Origin of the sequence: Bacillus sp. BF2-3 (genome assembly GCF_008368795.1) — a bacterium.
Lineage (GTDB): Bacteria > Bacillota > Bacilli > Bacillales > Bacillaceae_G > Bacillus_A > Bacillus_A cereus.
Map to the genome: position 1 here is coordinate 157135 of NZ_QOSA01000020.1, position 14985 is coordinate 172119.

Here is a 14985-nt window from a genome sequence, read left to right on the forward strand (position 1 = left end):
GATTATCAAGGTGTTTTCGTTATAAGTTCAAAACTATCCGAATCAGCCCCAAGCACAAAAGGACTAATCTCGCCAACGCTATAAAGGTGCAATTCATGCATCGCTCGCGTACAAGCAGTGTAGAACAATCTACGAACGCTCTCATCGCTGTACACATCTTTAGAAGCATCGTAAATAATAACGGCATCAAATTCAATGCCTTTCGCTAAATAAGCAGGGATAATAACAACGCCTTGTTCGTATTCAGCAGAGGTGCTCTTCACAAGTTTAATATCTTCAATGCTACTAAGTTCCTCATAGGCAGCGGCGCTTTCAGCTGCGGATTTACAGATGATTGCGATCGTATTGTGCTGCTCTGTTTGTAGTGCAGCAACTTTAGCAGTAATATGTTCGTGTAGTTCGTTGTGATTAGCTACTTTCGTCACTGTAGGTTTCGCGCCGTCACGTTCAAAGGCGTGAATGTTCTTCCCTTCCGGTACGAGAGCACGTGTAAATTCAATAATCGGTTTTGTTGAGCGATAGCTACGAGTTAAGTTAATGCCGTTTGTTTCGTCTGGCCCGTATAAATTCGTAAGTGTATCGAAATTCACCGTTTCACTCGCATGGGCAAATATCGCTTGGTTAAAGTCTCCGAGTACCGTCATTCTTGCAGCAGGGAAGAGACGTTTTAAAAACTCGAACTGGAACGGAGAGTAATCTTGCGCTTCATCTACGAGTACGTGTTTAATCGATCTGTTCGTTTGGAAGCCTTCAATTAATTCTTTTAAAAGTAAAAATGGAGTCGCATCCTCGTAATATAGCTTTCCTTCATCAAGCATGTTTACTGTTAATGAGCAAATGTCATCCCACTCTTTCGGTTTTTCCCCAGGAACCCATGATGCATCTGTGAAGAGCTGTTTATATATGCCTGTGAAATTGATGAAACGCAATGTTTGAACGCCTTTACGAAGCGGCTTCATTTTTTTACGGACAATCATACGCCCAAGTACTCTTGTTTCTTTCTCAAAGTCTTGAAAGGAGTTGTCGTCAAACTCGCCTTTTTTCTGTAAATATTTATAAGCCTTTTGGTATTCATCTTTACTAAGTAATTCAATTTCCTCTTCTACCCAAGGTTTTTTCAGTTCTGCTTTTTCAAGTGCATCTATTTGCTTATTTAGCCAATCCGTTAACTTCTCAATTCGACTATGGAAGCGGAGGGAGGAGTCAGTATTATAAAATTGCTCTGTAATTTCTTTAGCTGAGGCAATCAGTTTTCCTCTAAATTTCATTCCTCTAAATAGCATACCTGAAGATTCAAGAGATTGTCTGTACGCTCTAATCATCTCGAAAAATTGAGTGGATGCTTTAAATCGGATGCTCGCATTTCTCGTTTTATAGGTAGGGCTATTTGTTTCAGTTAGCATATATTCTAATTGCTCATAAGGGTCTTCAACGTCAAATGACTTACTCAGTCTATGATTTAAATATTCTTGGAATGTCACTTGCTGCATATTTTCTTCACCGAGTTCAGGTAGTACGTTAGAAACGTAGCTATTGAACATAGAGTTAGGGGAGAAGAGAATAATTTGATCCGCTTTTAGCCATTCGCGATATTTATATAGTAAGTAGGCGATTCGCTGCAGGGCAGCTGACGTTTTACCACTACCAGCAGCTCCTTGCACGATAAGGAGTCGGCCTTCATCGTGACGAATAATTTCATTTTGTTCACGCTGAATTGTAGCGACGATACTTTGCATATGTTTGTTCGTACCTTTTCCGAGCGCTTGTTGCAAGATTTCATCGCCAATTGTAAGGCTCGTATCGAACATAGAATCAATCTCGCCATTTTGAATAATGTATTGTAATTTTTTCTCCACATTGCCGTGAATTACGCCTTCTGGTGTACTGTATTCAGCCGGTCCTGGTGGATAATCGTAGTATACACTCGAAATGGGTGCGCGCCAGTCATATATAAGAAAGTTTTCTCCGCTAGCATCAGTAAGTGTAGCAACACCGATATAAATTTGATCCGCAGCAGATTCTCCTTCTTCTTTGAAATCAATTCGTCCAAAATAAGGTGCTTTATGCATGCGTTTTAGTGCGGCAAGTCGATTAAAGGTGTGCTTATGAGTAATTTGTGTGACAGCTAGTGACTGAGCTTGTTGTCTTAAGTTGATAACTGTTTCAAGATAATCATCAAAAGTATCCGTGTTCACTTTCACATCATCCCAAAAGTGTTTACGAATATTGATTACTTCTGCCCGGCGTCTGCCAGTTTCGTTCTCCAGTTTATCAATTTGCTCCGTAATTGTCTCGATTACGGTATCCAATCTTTTTTGCTCTAAATCAAGTTTTTTGTTCATACGGTAAGCACTCCTTTAAAAGTGAAAAATAGAGGTTGACTGAAGATGTGTTTTGGTGTACAATTAAGATACGGATAAATACGTTCCTTTCGTTTTAGAAAACGTGTTTCTGTACTAATTTAACATAGTTTTTGAATTTAATCAATGATAATAAGATAAACCTTGGTTCTGCGTGGCGTGGATCAAGGTTTTTTTGTGTTTTTCTTTAAGGAAGAATTGCAATTTTATTGAGGAGAATGTAAGTAAAGCAAAGAAGAAAATCAGGAATAGGGGGATACTGATGCAAAAATATTTTGAGGAAGCGCATCGTTTTTGTTCTCGTAATAGAAAGCACTTAGAAAAGGATGTTATATGTGGTTGTTTCTATTGTTTAGAAATTTTTCATCCAGAAAAAATTACAGAGTGGTGGGATGATGATAACACAGCAGTTTGTCCGCATTGCGGGATTGACTCTATTATAGGAGAAAATTCTGGATTTAAAATTACAGAAATGTTTTTAAGTGAAATGCATAAAAGATGGTTTTAGTTAAACGAATGAAAAAATAAACTTTCATTAACGAAGAGGATACATAAAAAAGCTCGGGCCGAAGCCCAAGCTTTTTTTTACTTCATTATTTCTTTTCTTCTTTTTTATCGTCAGCTTTTTTCTCTTCGAAAAGATCTTTTAAATCTTTATCGTCAACTTTTACGTCAGCTTTTTTGATTTCTTTCATCATAAGATCGTTCATGAATGCGCCATCTTGCACTTTCTTCGCAACAAGTTCTTTTTTGATGTCAGCTTTAGATTGTTCGAATGATTTTTCTGGCTCTTTAATGTCTGTAACTTTAATGATGTGGTAACCGAATTGTGATTTTACAGGCTCACTTACTTCATCTTTTTTCAGTTTATAAGCAGCATCTTCGAATTCTTTAACCATTTTACCAGGTCCGAAGAATCCTAAGTCTCCACCTTTTTCTTTTGAGCCAGTATCTTCAGAGTATTGTTTCGCTAACTCTTCGAAAGATTTACCTTGTCCAAGTTCTTCTTTTACCTTTTTCGCAGTAGCTTCATCTTTTACAAGAATGTGGCTTGCTTTAATTTCAGGCTTGTAGTTGTCTTTTAATTCTTTATCAGTGATTGTTTTTTCAATTGCTTTTTCTTGAGCTAATTGAGCACGTAACATATTTTTAAATGTTTCTTCTTTCAGACCTTGTTGTTTTAACAGTGTATCGAATTGATCACCAACTTGTTTTTTCGTTTCATCGAACTTTTTATCTACTTCTTTGTCGTCTACTTTGTAGTTTTTAATAAGTACTTTTTCCATAACCATGTTGTTTAGTACTTGTTTACCAGCTTGTGTCTTCATTTGATTGTAAAATTCTTCTTTTGTAATGTCACCAGCTTTAGATGTAACAATTTTGTCTGATGATGATGTTCCACATGCTGATAATGCGATTACACTTGTTGCGGCTAAGGCAAGCATAGCTTTCTTCATTCGATAAACACTCCTACTATTATGTATTTTTAATTTATCCTACACCAATGAATTTTAGTTCATAAGAGCCCGATTAAGTCTCACTGATACTTTTGCTTTTTTATATTGGTAAAGCGCGCTTAACAGGGCTTACCGAGGCTGAGGATAAAGTTTTGATGAATGTTTTGTTCTATAGTATAAGCAATATGTACAAAATTTAATATATCATATTTCGACTCGTTTTCATATTGATAAAGAAAAATTAACCAGCACGTGTCAGATTTTGAAAGTGTGCCATATTGGGCGTATACCGCATATACAGAATAGAGGAGGGGATGGGGATGAATTCTCAACTTATTTTATTACTTGTACTGTTTATTTTATTGGTTATTGTAGGTATAATTTGCTTATAGAGGAAAAAAGTGAGGAAGGGGCTTTCCTTCCTCACTTTCCATGAAATATAATTTCTATATAACTAGAAATTAATAAAATTGTTATACATACATTAATAACCCGAAAGACACCGGGCTGGCGGCTCGCAGCTATTTGTTTTCGTTCACACAGTGTATGTGTCATGAAATTCGTGTAAAATATAACAAGAAGTGCGAATGCGACAAAAACAACTGTTATAAGTGTCATGAGGCGAGACCTCCTTTTGGCTAAAATACATATACATATATTGTATCACACGATATTTTGTTCGTGTTACAAAATTCAGAAATAGAAGACTTTGTGTTAGAAAGTGAGGGAGAAAATGGACGTTGTTAGAAGATTAGAACAAGCTGAATACTATGTAGACCTACTATTTAAAATGATTGATGAAGAGAAGTGTCCATTTTATTCTTTAATCATAAAGAAAAAAGCTCGTAAAAAAGATATTGAACGTATACTAAATCTTTGTGAAAAACTGAACGATCAATATGTAGTGGAGAAAGCAGAAGGGCTTCTTTTGTTCGATGCGCTGTTAGATCAATTTGAAAAAGCGCTTCCACATCAGCTCGAAGTACACGAAACTGCGGAAGCGCTAGCAAAACAAGGTTTATTTAAGCCGCTTATGAATGAATTCTTAAGCATGATTGCGAAAAAATAAATAGATTATTTCTTAACTAACTTTTGATCGGATTCTGTAAAGTTCTCTTCAATATCTTCTAATGATTTCTCAAAAATATCGATAAAGTCTTGTCCGTAAATATTACGCAGGATTGCAATCAGTTCGATATTTTCTGGGAACTTCCCATAAAAATTACGAAGTGCAAGAGCCCCATTAAACACTGAATTATTTTCAGGATCATACTCCTCCATTAAGCGAAGTAGTAATTCTTCCCCTTTGTCTGTAATTTCAATGTACGTATTTCGTTTATCATCTTCCTTTTTTGAGAATACAAGATAGCCGCGTTCTTCTAGCTTTTTAGAGAAGTTAAATGCCGTTGATACGTGCATAACTCCAAACTTAGCAATCTCAGAAATAGAAGCCCCTTTTAAATGATAAGCGATTGTTAAAATATGATGTTCATTAATATTTAAATCGTAAGGTTTAATCCACTGCTGCCAATCTTTCTCTACACATTTCCATAACGCTTTCGATAATTGAGCAATGCGTTGGCTGAAAATCATCGCTTCTTTTACCGAGTAATCTTTTTCTCCACTTTTCATTTACTCACCCACTTTAACATTCTTTTTCATTACTATCTATTATGCCAGTAAAATAAAAATTAATAAAGTCTTTTTGTAAGAATTGTGAAAATTTTTTAACAAAATGACATTCTATACAAATCATGCATAACTATGGAAGCGTTTTATGAGTCGTGAATACATGCGTTGTCCTTACATGTTAATTGATAACATATATTGTAAATGCATAAAAACACGGCATATCTATACGATATGCCGTGTCAAGGTCAATTTATATAAAAAATATTTGTTATATGCAAAAAACTAAGCAGGAATTTGTTTACGCTTTTTCTGGAACAGCTTCTTGCAGTTTCTCAATTGACTTTTGGATGTCCAAAATTTCTTTCTCAATATGGCGCTTGTTTTGAGAAATATCTTGTTTCCAATTAGAAAGCGTGTCTTGCATGTCATCTTTTAGTTCTTGAAACACTTCTTTACCTTCTGAAGCAGTTTCAACAATTTGACGCTTTAATAATTTCGTATCAGCTGTAATATCAGCTAAAGTCTTTTTAATATCATTTCCTTTTTCTTTTAACTTGCCGCGCATGTCTTTACCAGAAGAAGGAGTTGAGAAAAGAACGGCTAGTCCAGCAACTGCTCCGCCGCAAATAACACCTGTAATAAAGGATTTAGCTTTTGACATAAAAGGAGACCTCCTTATTTTTTGTTCGTATTCATGATGTGAAAAAATATGCATATCTTTCTTATATGTGCTATGCACAAACAATCATCCCTGAGCATTTTAGGTGAAGAAACAAGCCATGCGGAATTTGATGACTTCAGGGAAGTGGCTTGTTATGTATTACGCCTTCTTATAGTGTCATTATTTCACACTATTTGCAATTGTACTTGCGATGTTTTGTAAATTTTCCATAGTGTATTCATTTTGGTGTGATTTCCAAACAGCACCGAAACCATCTTTTTCACCGTAGCGTGGAATTAAATGAAGGTGGAAGTGGAACACAGTTTGTCCAGCTTTTTCACCATTATTGTTAAGTAGGTTAAAGCCAACTGGATTAAACTCTGCTTTAATCGCATTTGCGATTTTTGGAACGACAGAAAAAATATGTGATGCGATTTCTGGCGTTAACGCAAAAATGTCTTGTTTGTGAACTTTCGGAATAACAAGAGTATGTCCTTTTGTTACTTGACTAATATCTAAAAATGCAAGCACATGTTCATCTTCGTATACTTTTGAGCAAGGGATTTGCCCGTCAATGATTTTACAAAAAATACAATTGTCTGCTGTATGATTCATTGATCTCATCCTTTCAAATATCCTTAGCCGTATTTTACCATAATTACATAAGAGAACAAACACGAAAAACAGGAAGCTGACTCAGCTTCCTGTTTTCTGAAGAGGGATTGAAAAAGCATTATCGTAATTTACGTTTCGCAGACACCTCATTTATTTAAGAAATGCACGGTAAATCGGCTAAAGTTTCTGCCGTAGACACCCCATTTTCAAGTGAAATGAATTGCAATCTTTTTTAAAATGAAATTGTTTATTTTTTAAAACAGTATATGCTCTTTCAGAGACACCCCGTTTCGAAAATGAAACAAATGATCTGGTTATGTGTAAATTTCATTGTCCAACTTGGACACCCCATTTCATGATGACTTCACTATGTTGTTGTACTCATCAATTGGTGGTTGCTTTTTCAATGTGTTCCTTCTTCAATAATTATGATGTCCGCTTTCGGGAAATTATATGCTAATAAATTTTAAAATTTTTTTTGAGTACATGGATACTATGTAGTACAGCATAATTTTTGGTAAGATGAATATAGAATGAATACTAATGAAGAAAGTGGTGTCGTATGAGCGAGTTATTGCGTGTAGAAAATGTTACAGGAGGATATACGAAACGACCTGTATTAAAAGACGTTTCGTTCTCTGTTAATAAAGGCGAACTTGTCGGCTTAATCGGTTTAAATGGAGCTGGTAAAAGTACGACGATTAAACATATTATCGGTTTAATGGAACCGAAAAAAGGAACTGTCACAATTAATGGGAAAACAATTCGTGATGATATGACAGCGTACCGTTCTAGCTTTTCATTTATTCCGGAAACGCCGGTATTATATGATGAATTAACGTTAGAAGAGCATTTGAAATTAACAGCTATGGCGTATGGCGTGGATGAAAAACAATATGAAGAACGTGTAGGACAACTACTACAAGAGTTTCGTATGAAAAATCGTTTAAAATGGTTTCCATCTCATTTCTCAAAAGGGATGAAACAAAAAGTAATGATTATGAGCGCATTTTTAGTGGAGCCATCTCTTTACATAGTAGATGAACCTTTCGTTGGATTAGACCCGTTAGCGATTCAATCCCTTCTTCAAATGATGGACCAAATGAAAAAGAGTGGTGCCGGTATTTTAATGAGCACACATATTTTAGCGACGGCAGAGCGTTATTGTGATTCGTTCATTATTTTGCATCAAGGTGAAGTAAGAGCGAAGGGAACTCTATCTGAACTGCAATCACAGTTTAATATGCCAGGTGCAACGTTAGATGATATTTACATTGCATTAACGAAGGAAGAAGATTATGAATAGCACAGCGTTATGGAAAGAACGATTTCGTCAATTTCTAAAAGAAGTTCGTACATATAGTAAATACGTATTTAATGATCATTTGAAATTTATTTTCGTGTTCATCATCGGTGCGGGAGCGTATTATTACCAGCAATGGTTACAAACGTTAACATCTTCGTTTCCAACTGCGCTCGTAATGGCAGTATTAATTGGACTCGTGTTAACGGCTGGATCCATTCAAACGTTATTAAAAGAAGCGGATCTCGTTTACTTACTGCCAGTTGAAGAAAAGTTAAAACCTTACTTCACAAAGGCATTTCTTTTTACATTTATGATTCAGTTATACATAATCGCAATCGTAGCAGCTGCGCTTGCTCCGTTATACTTCCAACAAATGAAGCAAACAGGAGCTGGCTACATATGGATCGTACTCGCATTTGTCATTGTAAAAGCGTGGAATTTATTTGTAGCGTGGGAAAAGTCATTTTTAACAGATCAAAATATACAAAGGGCTGATTGGTTTATTCGTTTTATCCTAAACGGTTTATTTGTATATTTCCTTGTAGAACGTACTTCAGTTCTTTTCATTGGTGGAATCGTCCTTCTCATGGTGTTATACCTTGCTATCATGCATCAAATGGTCAAAGGAAAGCCACTAAACTGGGAGTATTTAATTTCCGAAGAAGGTAAGAAGATGATGCTGCTGTACCGCATCGCGAATATGTTCGTTGATGTACCAGCATTAAAAGAAAGAGTATCTCGCCGAAAATGGCTGGATTTCCTTCTTTCGATAATCGGCGAAAAGCGTACATATTTATACTTATATACGAGAACATTTTTAAGATCAGGTAACTATTTTGGATTATATGTGCGCCTGCTCGCTCTAGGCGGAGTTATTCTTTACTTCATTCCGTTTTTATATGGACGATTTATCGTAAGCCTTATCTTCCTATACTTAATCGGTTATCAGCTATTAACTTTATGGAAACATCACCGCATGAAAATTTGGCTTGATTTGTACCCAGTAGGCGGAGAAGAGAAGAAGAAAGATTTTCTTACTTTATTAAATGCAATTCTTATTACAGGTAGCGTTATATTTACAATTATATTTGCACTAGCAACGAAAGATTTCATGATGACAGGAATTTTACTTATCGTAAGCATATTATTTAGTATCGGTTTCGTTTACCAATACGGGGCGAAGCGCATTGAGCGTTTAAATTGAAAGGAATGAACCTATGATTACATACGAAGAGAAGGTTATAAAAGAATTGGAGCAGTGGAAAGCTACATTCATGAAAGATTCTTCTATGATGACACGGTTCTCCAAAAAAGTGCAGACGAAGGTGCAACAGCTCATTCCGGCGAAAGTACAAAAGGTACTAACAGAGACGATTCGTATGATGGTGCAAACGATTAGCGCCGGGTCAAACTTTATAAAGCCGAAGCTAAAAGAGACGACATGGTCACTGCAAAGACGTGACGATGAAGTTCGTAAAAAAATGGATGAGTACAAAAAAATAGCAGCGGCAGAAGGAGCAGGGACTGGAGCTGGTGGTATTCTCCTCGGTCTTGCTGACTTTCCGCTTTTACTTACAATTAAAATTAAATTTTTATTCGATGCAGCGACATTGTACGGATTTGATACGAGTAAACAAGAAGAGCGTCTTTTTATCCTTCACGTTTTCCAACTTGCCTTTTCAAGTGATAATCACAGAAAAGAAATATGGAAAGCAATCGAAACGTGGGATACAGAAAAAGAAAATCATATGGACTGGGAAAAGTTCCAAACAGAGTACCGAGACTATATTGATTTAGCGAAAATGCTTCAGCTCGTACCAGTAATCGGTGCCCCAGTCGGCGCATATGCGAACTATCAATTACTGCAAAGGCTTGGAGAAGTGACGATGAATTGCTATCGTATGCGATTGCTGAATAGGGATTAAAAACAAGGCGTCCTACATATGTAATGTAGGACGCCTTTTCTTAGAAGCTAAGTCCGATATAGCTAATTCCAACTATAATCAATACGATAAAAAGTACAATGATTAATGAAAATCCGCTCTTACCAGCTTGTCCCGCTTCACCGCCGCCATTACCACCAAGTCTCATATGATATCCTCCTTATTGTTATATGTTGCTTTTACTTTATAACTTTCTGTATTTTCCAATAAACACCTTCTGTAGTGCTAACTAAATTGAAAATCATTTCGTTTTGTTTTATAATTTACTTACCGACCGGTAAGTAAAAATAAGTGAGGTACAGTATGACGAAGAATTTACAAACATCGCAGAACATTGTAGAGGCATCATTTAAACTTATGGCAGAACACGGCATTGAGAAGATGAGTCTTTCCATGATTGCGAAAGAGGTAGGTATTTCAAAACCGGCTATTTACTATCATTTTTCTTCTAAAGAAGCGTTAGTTGATTTTTTATTTGAAGAGATTTTTTCTGATTATCATTTTACAAAGTACTTTAATGAAGAGCGGTATACGAAAGAAAACTTTGCAGAAAAGCTAATCGCAGATGGTTTACATATGCTCTCTGAGTATGAAGGGCAAGAAGGAATACTACGCGTTATCAATGAATTTATCGTAACTGCATCACGAAATGAAAAGTATCAGAAACGTTTATTTGAAATACAAGAGGATTTTTTGCATGGTTTCCACGATTTATTGAAGAAAGGCGCGAGACTGGGCGTTGTGTCACAACATGAAACGGAAGAAAATGCTCATACGCTAGCGCTCGTGATCGATAATATGAGCAACTATATGCTCATGGGATTCCAGTTAAAGTATAAAGAAATTTGGATTCGAAATGTGAAAAACGTAATGAAGGAGGAGTAAAAATGAAAATGCAAAAAAACTGGTGGCTCGGTTTTCTTGGATTTATTGGGGTTTATAAAATACCAGGTATGATTGAAGCTTTTCAAGCGGATGGAAATTGGATGAAGTTAATCGGTTTCATTTGGCTACTTTGGTTCGGATATTTTATTCCTGAGAAGAAAGAAGATTAAATTCCAATTTTCTGTAAAGTTACGTAAAATATAGATTGAGAGTATTCATATATTAGATTACTAGATTTGGAGTGGTTACATGGATCCATTGAAAAATGAAATTCACCCTGACATGGTCAAGGTGTGGAAAGCGCGTTCTTTAATTGAGCTAGGAATCAGTATTATAGTCATTTTTGCATATCTTTTCTTTATGATTAAGTTTAATTGGTGGGCTTGGATTTTCTATGTGCTCATCGGATTAACAATCGTATATACACCGTTTGATTACTTTACGTTTCCGAAACTACGTCAACGTTATTACAGCTACCAACTAAATGAAGAAGAACTTGAAATTCAGCATGGCCTTTTCGTTGTTAAGCGCGTATTAGTGCCGATGATTCGTGTACAGCACGTAACGATTGAACAAGGGCCAATTATGAGAAAATACGGATTAGCAGAATTACACATTTCAACAGCAGCAACTTCTCATAGCATCCCAGGCTTAACGATGTATGAAGCAGAAATGTTGAAAACGAAAATCGCAGAATTAGCGAAAGTGAGTGATGAGGATGTATAAGAGGCAGCATCCAATCACGATGTTATTAGAATTAAAAATAACAGATTTTATACCACTCATTATTTTCATGTTTAGCTTAAACGGAAAATTCCCGTTTTGGTATTTAATTCCCGCAGCATTTGGTTTACTCACCGTTTTTTCAGCATTTGAAAAATGGTATTACACAACATATTGGGTTGAAAATAACGTATTACATGTGAAAAAAGGTCTCTTCGTGAAAAAGGAGAGCTACTTAAATAAAGAACGTGTTCAAACGATTAATACAAGTTCTAACGTACTATATCAAATGCTCGGTTTGAAAAAAATTCAGATTGAAACAGCTGGTGGGGGCGATGAAGCAGAAGTTAGCTTAGCTGGTATTACGGCAGAAGAAGCGGCGGAGCTTATTACTTTGCTAAATGAGCCAACTCCAGAAGTGAAAGCAGAAGGAACATTAGACGAAGCAGCAGAAAATGTAGTAGAAAAAGAAATTGTTACAGAAGAAAAACAAGCGACAGAATATAAATTAACTTGGAAAGAGATTTTATTAGCATCTGTTACATCTGGTCAATTTGGACTATTATTCTCTTTAATCTTTTTCGTTTATCACCAAGTAGATGAGTACATTCCGAAATGGATAGAGAATGGCGTAAAGTCGTATGTAATGGAACATGATATATATGGCTGGATTTTCATGGTAGCCATGTTACTCGTTCTTTCTTGGATTATATCTACAATCGGTTACGCGTTAAAACATGGCGATTTCACAGTGAATCGAAGAAATGACGAAGTTCGCATTTCGCAAGGATTACTTGAGAAAAAAGAGCTTGTACTAAAATTGCATCGTATTCAAGGTATTACGATAAAAGAAAGTATTTTACGCCAACCATTCGGTTATTGTGCTGTGCAAGTAGAAGTCATTCAAAGTAAAGGAATGAGTGACGAAAAAGAAAAGGTTACACTGCACCCAATCATTCGAAAAGATCGAGTACAACAGTTACTCGCCCATTTACAATTACCATACGAACTGAATGCAAACATTATTGCATTACCAAAAGCAGCATTGCGCCGTTATCTCATTGATAGTTTTATCTTTTTCGCTATGCTCGCAATCCCGCTTACTGGAATAAGTATATACTCTGAAAAGCACTTCATCATGTGGGCATTAATTCCGCTCGCGATCCTCATCTTTACACTTGGATACGCAACATTTAAAACAAATGGTTACAGTGTTAACGGAGAACAAATTACACTTGTCTATCGTAGCGTCGGAAAATATACAGGACTTATTAGAAGAAGACATGTCCAATCAATGGAGAAGACACAATCATATTTCCAGCGCCGAGCGGATTTATGTACGTATAAGTTTTCTAGTGCATCATCTAATTATAAAATAGAGCATACGAGAGTAGAAGATGCGGAGAGAATGCAGGATTGGTATAAGAAGAAGTTAAGTGAGAATTAAGTGGAACGGCTCGCCTTTCGCGGAAGACGGGCTATTTTTTTATGCGAAAATAATGAATAATATATGTAAAGAAACAAGCGAGGTGAATGAGAGTGAGCAAATTTTTAATACCGTATTCATTTTCTATATTAAGTTTCTTTATTTCAGCAACAGCACTTGATTTATATGATAGGATGGGAAACAATAGTGAGCTGGTTTCGCCGAACATAATTGGAAAGATAATTCAATCTACTGCGCAAATGGGAGTCCTTACATTGTATTTCGGAGTACCTATTATTTTAGGTGGCTGTCTACTTGGTGAGCTATTGTTTAGAGGTATCATTTTACGATTTAGACTAAGCTATATTCTATCTTTATTATTATATTTACTTTTAGCTTTTAGTATTGTTTCTGTAACGGTTGGAATTCCAACTACATATGAGGATTCTAATACTACTTTCATGGTAATAACTATGATTTGCGCTGTTACATTCTTTATGGGCCGGAATATATGGGAGAAAAAAGAAATGAATAATGGAGTAACAGAATGAAATATACATGTCCGTGCTGCGGGTATAGAACAATAGAAGAAGAACCACCAGGTACATATGAAATTTGTAATATATGTTACTGGGAAGATGATGAGGTACAGTTTAACGATCCTGACTTTGAAGGCGGTGCAAATGAAGTCTCGTTAAGACAAGCACAGAAAAATTTTATTGCATTTGGTGCTTGCGAGGAATGTTTTGTTGGATTAGTTAGAAAACCGACTAGTGAAGATGTGAAGGATGCTAGTTGGCAGCGAATTTGTTAAGTAAAATGTTATTACTCAATTCAATGGGAGTAATAACATTTTTTATTTAGTGCTGAAAGAATTACTGCCGTCTTATAAAGTAATAAGAAGGACTAAATTGGTAAATTTTATTAATGGATATATTTTCAATAAATACAAAAGTATAGATGTATAGTCAGCTTTGTGTGTTTAATGTTATCATATTGAATGATATGGAAATTTTTAATAGAATAAGTAACTAAAAATTCAAAGGTAATGAAGCTTTTGTTGTATAAAGAAAATACTTAGTAGTAATCAACAATATTAAAAATAAGATTCGTATTTATATAAATTTAGTAGAAATGGGGTTTTAAAAAGGAATGAGTATAAGCATAACGCGGCAAAAGATTTTGGCGGCCGCTTCTCAAATTGTGCAATGTAAAGGGGTTGCTAAATTAACCTTAGAAGCAGTGGCAAAAGAGGCGGGTGTAAGTAAAGGTGGATTATTGTATCACTTTTCAAATAAAGAAGCTTTAATAGAAGGTATGATAGTCAGAGGGGTAGAGGATTATGAAGGGGCCATTTACAATAAAGTAGCGGAAGACTCAGAGAGGAAAGGGAGATGGGTTCGCTCTTTTGTAGAGGAAAGATTAAATAATGAGAGAAGAACAGAAGAGTTATCTAGTAGTATGATGGCAGCATTCATGTTAAAACCTGAATTACTTGAGCCATTACAACAATCATTTCAGCAACTGCAAAAGAATATAGAAAATGATGAGATAGATTCAGTTTGTGCAACAATTATTAGATTAGCAGCAGATGGATTATGGTATTCGGAATATTTAGGGGTTGGAAGACTAAGCCCCGAGTTAAGAGAAAAAGTGATTCAAGCTCTTATTAGTAATTCATATAAATAGAATATGCGAACTATATAATGCGAAAATAATTCACCATTGCTTCTTTAATGTAGTGGTGAATTGTTTTTTTTATTAGAAAAATAGAACAATTTTATAGAGTATTGAATTATAACCGTCCAGACGGTATAGTAATATTTGGTTTAAGAGGAAAATGAAACAAAAAAAGAATAAAAGATATTTTTAGCACACTATTCGAAAGGATAGGCCGCAAAGCTTAGAGTCTACGGTAATACATATTGGTTACTAAGATCGTCTGGTTGCACATTTTTGATGCAACCGGACGGTCTT

At 35.6% G+C, this 14985-nt stretch carries 19 protein-coding genes and 1 riboswitch; of the genes, 12 read left to right on the forward strand and 7 right to left on the reverse strand.

All coding sequences use genetic code 11. The features are described 5' to 3' along the window. Positions 1–5: 5 nt before the first annotated feature. Positions 6–2342: an RNA polymerase recycling motor HelD gene (gene helD, locus DN401_RS16370; protein ID WP_149287869.1), complete on the reverse strand. Its 2337-nt coding sequence runs from the start codon at positions 2340–2342 to the stop codon at positions 6–8. Between the two features lie 280 nt (positions 2343–2622). Here helD and DN401_RS16375 point away from each other — a divergent pair, with 280 nt between their 5' ends. Continuing rightward, entirely contained in the window at positions 2623–2868 is a 246-nt protein-coding gene (locus DN401_RS16375) for a hypothetical protein (RefSeq protein WP_001174905.1), read from the forward strand. Positions 2869–2953: 85 nt separating this feature from the next. Here DN401_RS16375 and prsA read toward each other — a convergent pair whose 3' ends face one another. Beyond that, entirely contained in the window at positions 2954–3817 is an 864-nt protein-coding gene (prsA, locus tag DN401_RS16380) for a peptidylprolyl isomerase PrsA (protein WP_000710074.1), read from the reverse strand. A 423-nt stretch (positions 3818–4240) separates the two neighbouring features. Continuing rightward, entirely contained in the window at positions 4241–4435 is a 195-nt protein-coding gene (locus tag DN401_RS16390) for a hypothetical protein (RefSeq protein WP_000172690.1), read from the reverse strand. A 115-nt stretch (positions 4436–4550) separates the two neighbouring features. On the opposite strand from DN401_RS16390, the gene DN401_RS16395 reads away from it, so the two are divergent. After that, positions 4551–4886 carry a YhaI family protein gene (locus DN401_RS16395; RefSeq protein WP_000383653.1) on the forward strand — a complete coding sequence of 112 codons (336 nt, stop codon included), beginning with the start codon at positions 4551–4553 and terminating at the stop codon, positions 4884–4886. A 5-nt stretch (positions 4887–4891) separates the two neighbouring features. Here the strand turns inward: DN401_RS16395 and DN401_RS16400 are convergent, their stop codons facing one another. The 3 genes from DN401_RS16400 to DN401_RS16410 form a co-directional block, all read right to left on the reverse strand. After that, positions 4892–5449 (reverse strand): HTH-type transcriptional regulator Hpr, encoded by a 558-nt coding sequence (locus tag DN401_RS16400; protein ID WP_000834924.1) that lies wholly within the window; start codon positions 5447–5449, stop codon positions 4892–4894. Positions 5450–5747: 298 nt separating this feature from the next. Continuing rightward, positions 5748–6110 carry a YtxH domain-containing protein gene (locus DN401_RS16405; protein ID WP_000030302.1) on the reverse strand — a complete coding sequence of 121 codons (363 nt, stop codon included), beginning with the start codon at positions 6108–6110 and terminating at the stop codon, positions 5748–5750. A gap of 180 nt (positions 6111–6290) precedes the next feature. Continuing rightward, the gene (locus DN401_RS16410; protein WP_001016835.1) at positions 6291–6725 is read right to left on the reverse strand and encodes an HIT family protein; all 435 of its coding nucleotides are present in this window, start codon (positions 6723–6725) and stop codon (positions 6291–6293) included. Positions 6726–7287: 562 nt separating this feature from the next. On the opposite strand from DN401_RS16410, the gene ecsA reads away from it, so the two are divergent. Genes ecsA through ecsC form a run of 3 tightly spaced genes read left to right on the forward strand, consistent with a single transcriptional unit; the run spans position 7288 to position 9956 of the window. Beyond that, positions 7288–8031 (forward strand): ABC transporter ATP-binding protein EcsA, encoded by a 744-nt coding sequence (gene ecsA, locus DN401_RS16415; RefSeq protein WP_001292603.1) that lies wholly within the window; start codon positions 7288–7290, stop codon positions 8029–8031. Beyond that, positions 8024–9235: an ABC transporter permease EcsB gene (ecsB, locus tag DN401_RS16420; protein WP_078421116.1), complete on the forward strand. Its 1212-nt coding sequence runs from the start codon at positions 8024–8026 to the stop codon at positions 9233–9235. The genes ecsA and ecsB overlap by 8 nt, the downstream gene beginning before the upstream one ends. Positions 9236–9248: 13 nt before the next feature. Then, complete coding sequence (ecsC, locus tag DN401_RS16425) at positions 9249–9956, forward strand: ecs operon protein EcsC (protein ID WP_000634143.1); 708 nt, start codon at positions 9249–9251, stop codon at positions 9954–9956. Positions 9957–9996: 40 nt separating this feature from the next. Here the strand turns inward: ecsC and DN401_RS16430 are convergent, their stop codons facing one another. Further along, a complete protein-coding gene (locus DN401_RS16430; protein WP_149287870.1) occupies positions 9997–10122 on the reverse strand; it encodes a YjcZ family sporulation protein in 126 nt (41 codons plus the stop codon). A gap of 155 nt (positions 10123–10277) precedes the next feature. Here DN401_RS16430 and DN401_RS16435 point away from each other — a divergent pair, with 155 nt between their 5' ends. From DN401_RS16435 to DN401_RS16460, 7 genes are all read left to right on the forward strand, one after another. Next, positions 10278–10859: a TetR/AcrR family transcriptional regulator gene (locus DN401_RS16435; protein WP_000164838.1), complete on the forward strand. Its 582-nt coding sequence runs from the start codon at positions 10278–10280 to the stop codon at positions 10857–10859. Positions 10860–10861: 2 nt separating this feature from the next. Further along, on the forward strand, positions 10862–11029 hold the full coding sequence (locus DN401_RS29890) for a hypothetical protein (protein WP_000783813.1): 168 nt from the start codon (positions 10862–10864) through the stop codon (positions 11027–11029). Positions 11030–11108: 79 nt separating this feature from the next. After that, positions 11109–11585 (forward strand): PH domain-containing protein, encoded by a 477-nt coding sequence (locus DN401_RS16440; protein WP_000371345.1) that lies wholly within the window; start codon positions 11109–11111, stop codon positions 11583–11585. Then, the gene (locus DN401_RS16445; protein ID WP_078421114.1) at positions 11578–13029 is read left to right on the forward strand and encodes a PH domain-containing protein; all 1452 of its coding nucleotides are present in this window, start codon (positions 11578–11580) and stop codon (positions 13027–13029) included. The genes DN401_RS16440 and DN401_RS16445 overlap by 8 nt, the downstream gene beginning before the upstream one ends. A gap of 86 nt (positions 13030–13115) precedes the next feature. Then, the gene (locus tag DN401_RS16450; RefSeq protein WP_002025431.1) at positions 13116–13559 is read left to right on the forward strand and encodes a hypothetical protein; all 444 of its coding nucleotides are present in this window, start codon (positions 13116–13118) and stop codon (positions 13557–13559) included. Beyond that, on the forward strand, positions 13556–13822 hold the full coding sequence (locus DN401_RS16455) for a CPCC family cysteine-rich protein (RefSeq protein ID WP_000877836.1): 267 nt from the start codon (positions 13556–13558) through the stop codon (positions 13820–13822). Before DN401_RS16450 ends, DN401_RS16455 begins: the two co-directional genes overlap by 4 nt. A gap of 338 nt (positions 13823–14160) precedes the next feature. Then, entirely contained in the window at positions 14161–14697 is a 537-nt protein-coding gene (locus tag DN401_RS16460; RefSeq protein WP_000028022.1) for a TetR/AcrR family transcriptional regulator, read from the forward strand. 172 nt (positions 14698–14869) lie between these two features. Beyond that, positions 14870–14962: riboswitch (cyclic di-GMP riboswitch) on the forward strand. Positions 14963–14985 lie beyond the last annotated feature (23 nt).

Coding starts and splice junctions, on each gene's coding strand:
- helD (WP_149287869.1), bottom strand. CDS start 2,342: ATGAACAAAAAACTTGATTTAGAGCAAAAAAGATTGGATACCGTAATC.
- DN401_RS16375 (WP_001174905.1), top strand. CDS start 2,623: ATGCAAAAATATTTTGAGGAAGCGCATCGTTTTTGTTCTCGTAATAGA.
- prsA (WP_000710074.1), bottom strand. CDS start 3,817: ATGAAGAAAGCTATGCTTGCCTTAGCCGCAACAAGTGTAATCGCATTA.
- DN401_RS16390 (WP_000172690.1), bottom strand. CDS start 4,435: ATGACACTTATAACAGTTGTTTTTGTCGCATTCGCACTTCTTGTTATA.
- DN401_RS16395 (WP_000383653.1), top strand. CDS start 4,551: ATGGACGTTGTTAGAAGATTAGAACAAGCTGAATACTATGTAGACCTA.
- DN401_RS16400 (WP_000834924.1), bottom strand. CDS start 5,449: ATGAAAAGTGGAGAAAAAGATTACTCGGTAAAAGAAGCGATGATTTTC.
- DN401_RS16405 (WP_000030302.1), bottom strand. CDS start 6,110: ATGTCAAAAGCTAAATCCTTTATTACAGGTGTTATTTGCGGCGGAGCA.
- DN401_RS16410 (WP_001016835.1), bottom strand. CDS start 6,725: ATGAATCATACAGCAGACAATTGTATTTTTTGTAAAATCATTGACGGG.
- ecsA (WP_001292603.1), top strand. CDS start 7,288: ATGAGCGAGTTATTGCGTGTAGAAAATGTTACAGGAGGATATACGAAA.
- ecsB (WP_078421116.1), top strand. CDS start 8,024: ATGAATAGCACAGCGTTATGGAAAGAACGATTTCGTCAATTTCTAAAA.
- ecsC (WP_000634143.1), top strand. CDS start 9,249: ATGATTACATACGAAGAGAAGGTTATAAAAGAATTGGAGCAGTGGAAA.
- DN401_RS16430 (WP_149287870.1), bottom strand. CDS start 10,122: ATGAGACTTGGTGGTAATGGCGGCGGTGAAGCGGGACAAGCTGGTAAG.
- DN401_RS16435 (WP_000164838.1), top strand. CDS start 10,278: ATGACGAAGAATTTACAAACATCGCAGAACATTGTAGAGGCATCATTT.
- DN401_RS29890 (WP_000783813.1), top strand. CDS start 10,862: ATGAAAATGCAAAAAAACTGGTGGCTCGGTTTTCTTGGATTTATTGGG.
- DN401_RS16440 (WP_000371345.1), top strand. CDS start 11,109: ATGGATCCATTGAAAAATGAAATTCACCCTGACATGGTCAAGGTGTGG.
- DN401_RS16445 (WP_078421114.1), top strand. CDS start 11,578: ATGTATAAGAGGCAGCATCCAATCACGATGTTATTAGAATTAAAAATA.
- DN401_RS16450 (WP_002025431.1), top strand. CDS start 13,116: ATGAGAGTGAGCAAATTTTTAATACCGTATTCATTTTCTATATTAAGT.
- DN401_RS16455 (WP_000877836.1), top strand. CDS start 13,556: ATGAAATATACATGTCCGTGCTGCGGGTATAGAACAATAGAAGAAGAA.
- DN401_RS16460 (WP_000028022.1), top strand. CDS start 14,161: ATGAGTATAAGCATAACGCGGCAAAAGATTTTGGCGGCCGCTTCTCAA.